Origin of the sequence: Corynebacterium sp. UMB10321 (genome assembly GCF_030228725.1) — a bacterium.
Lineage (GTDB): Bacteria > Actinomycetota > Actinomycetes > Mycobacteriales > Mycobacteriaceae > Corynebacterium > Corynebacterium pseudogenitalium.
The window spans coordinates 1-300 of record NZ_JASOZC010000040.1; the positions used below are offsets into that span (position 1 = coordinate 1).

Below are 300 nucleotides of genomic sequence, written 5' to 3' on the forward strand. Positions count from 1 at the left end.
CTCATCGGTGCCGTCGGCGAGCCTGCGATTGCGCACTTCTTCGAGCCCTACATGACAGCGCTGGGACTCCCCGCGGGCACCGCCCACGTGGTTGCGCTGGCGTTGGCGCTGCTGATCGTCACTTTCCTACACATGGTTGTCGGCGAAATGGTGCCGAAGAACATCGCTATTGCGGCCCCCAGCCCGACGGCGAAGTTCGTGGCTATTCCGCTGTATGTGATTGTGCGGGTGCTCAATCCGGTTATCTGGGCGATGAATACGACCGCGAACATCGTGGTTCGCAAGGTTCTTCGCGCCACT

At 61.0% G+C, this 300-nt stretch carries 1 protein-coding gene; it reads left to right on the plus strand.

Features of this window, described 5'->3' with window-relative positions; translation table 11 throughout:
- Window positions 1-300: CNNM domain-containing protein (locus QP752_RS11240; RefSeq protein ID WP_284805542.1), on the plus strand; the 300-nt coding region annotated here is incomplete at both ends.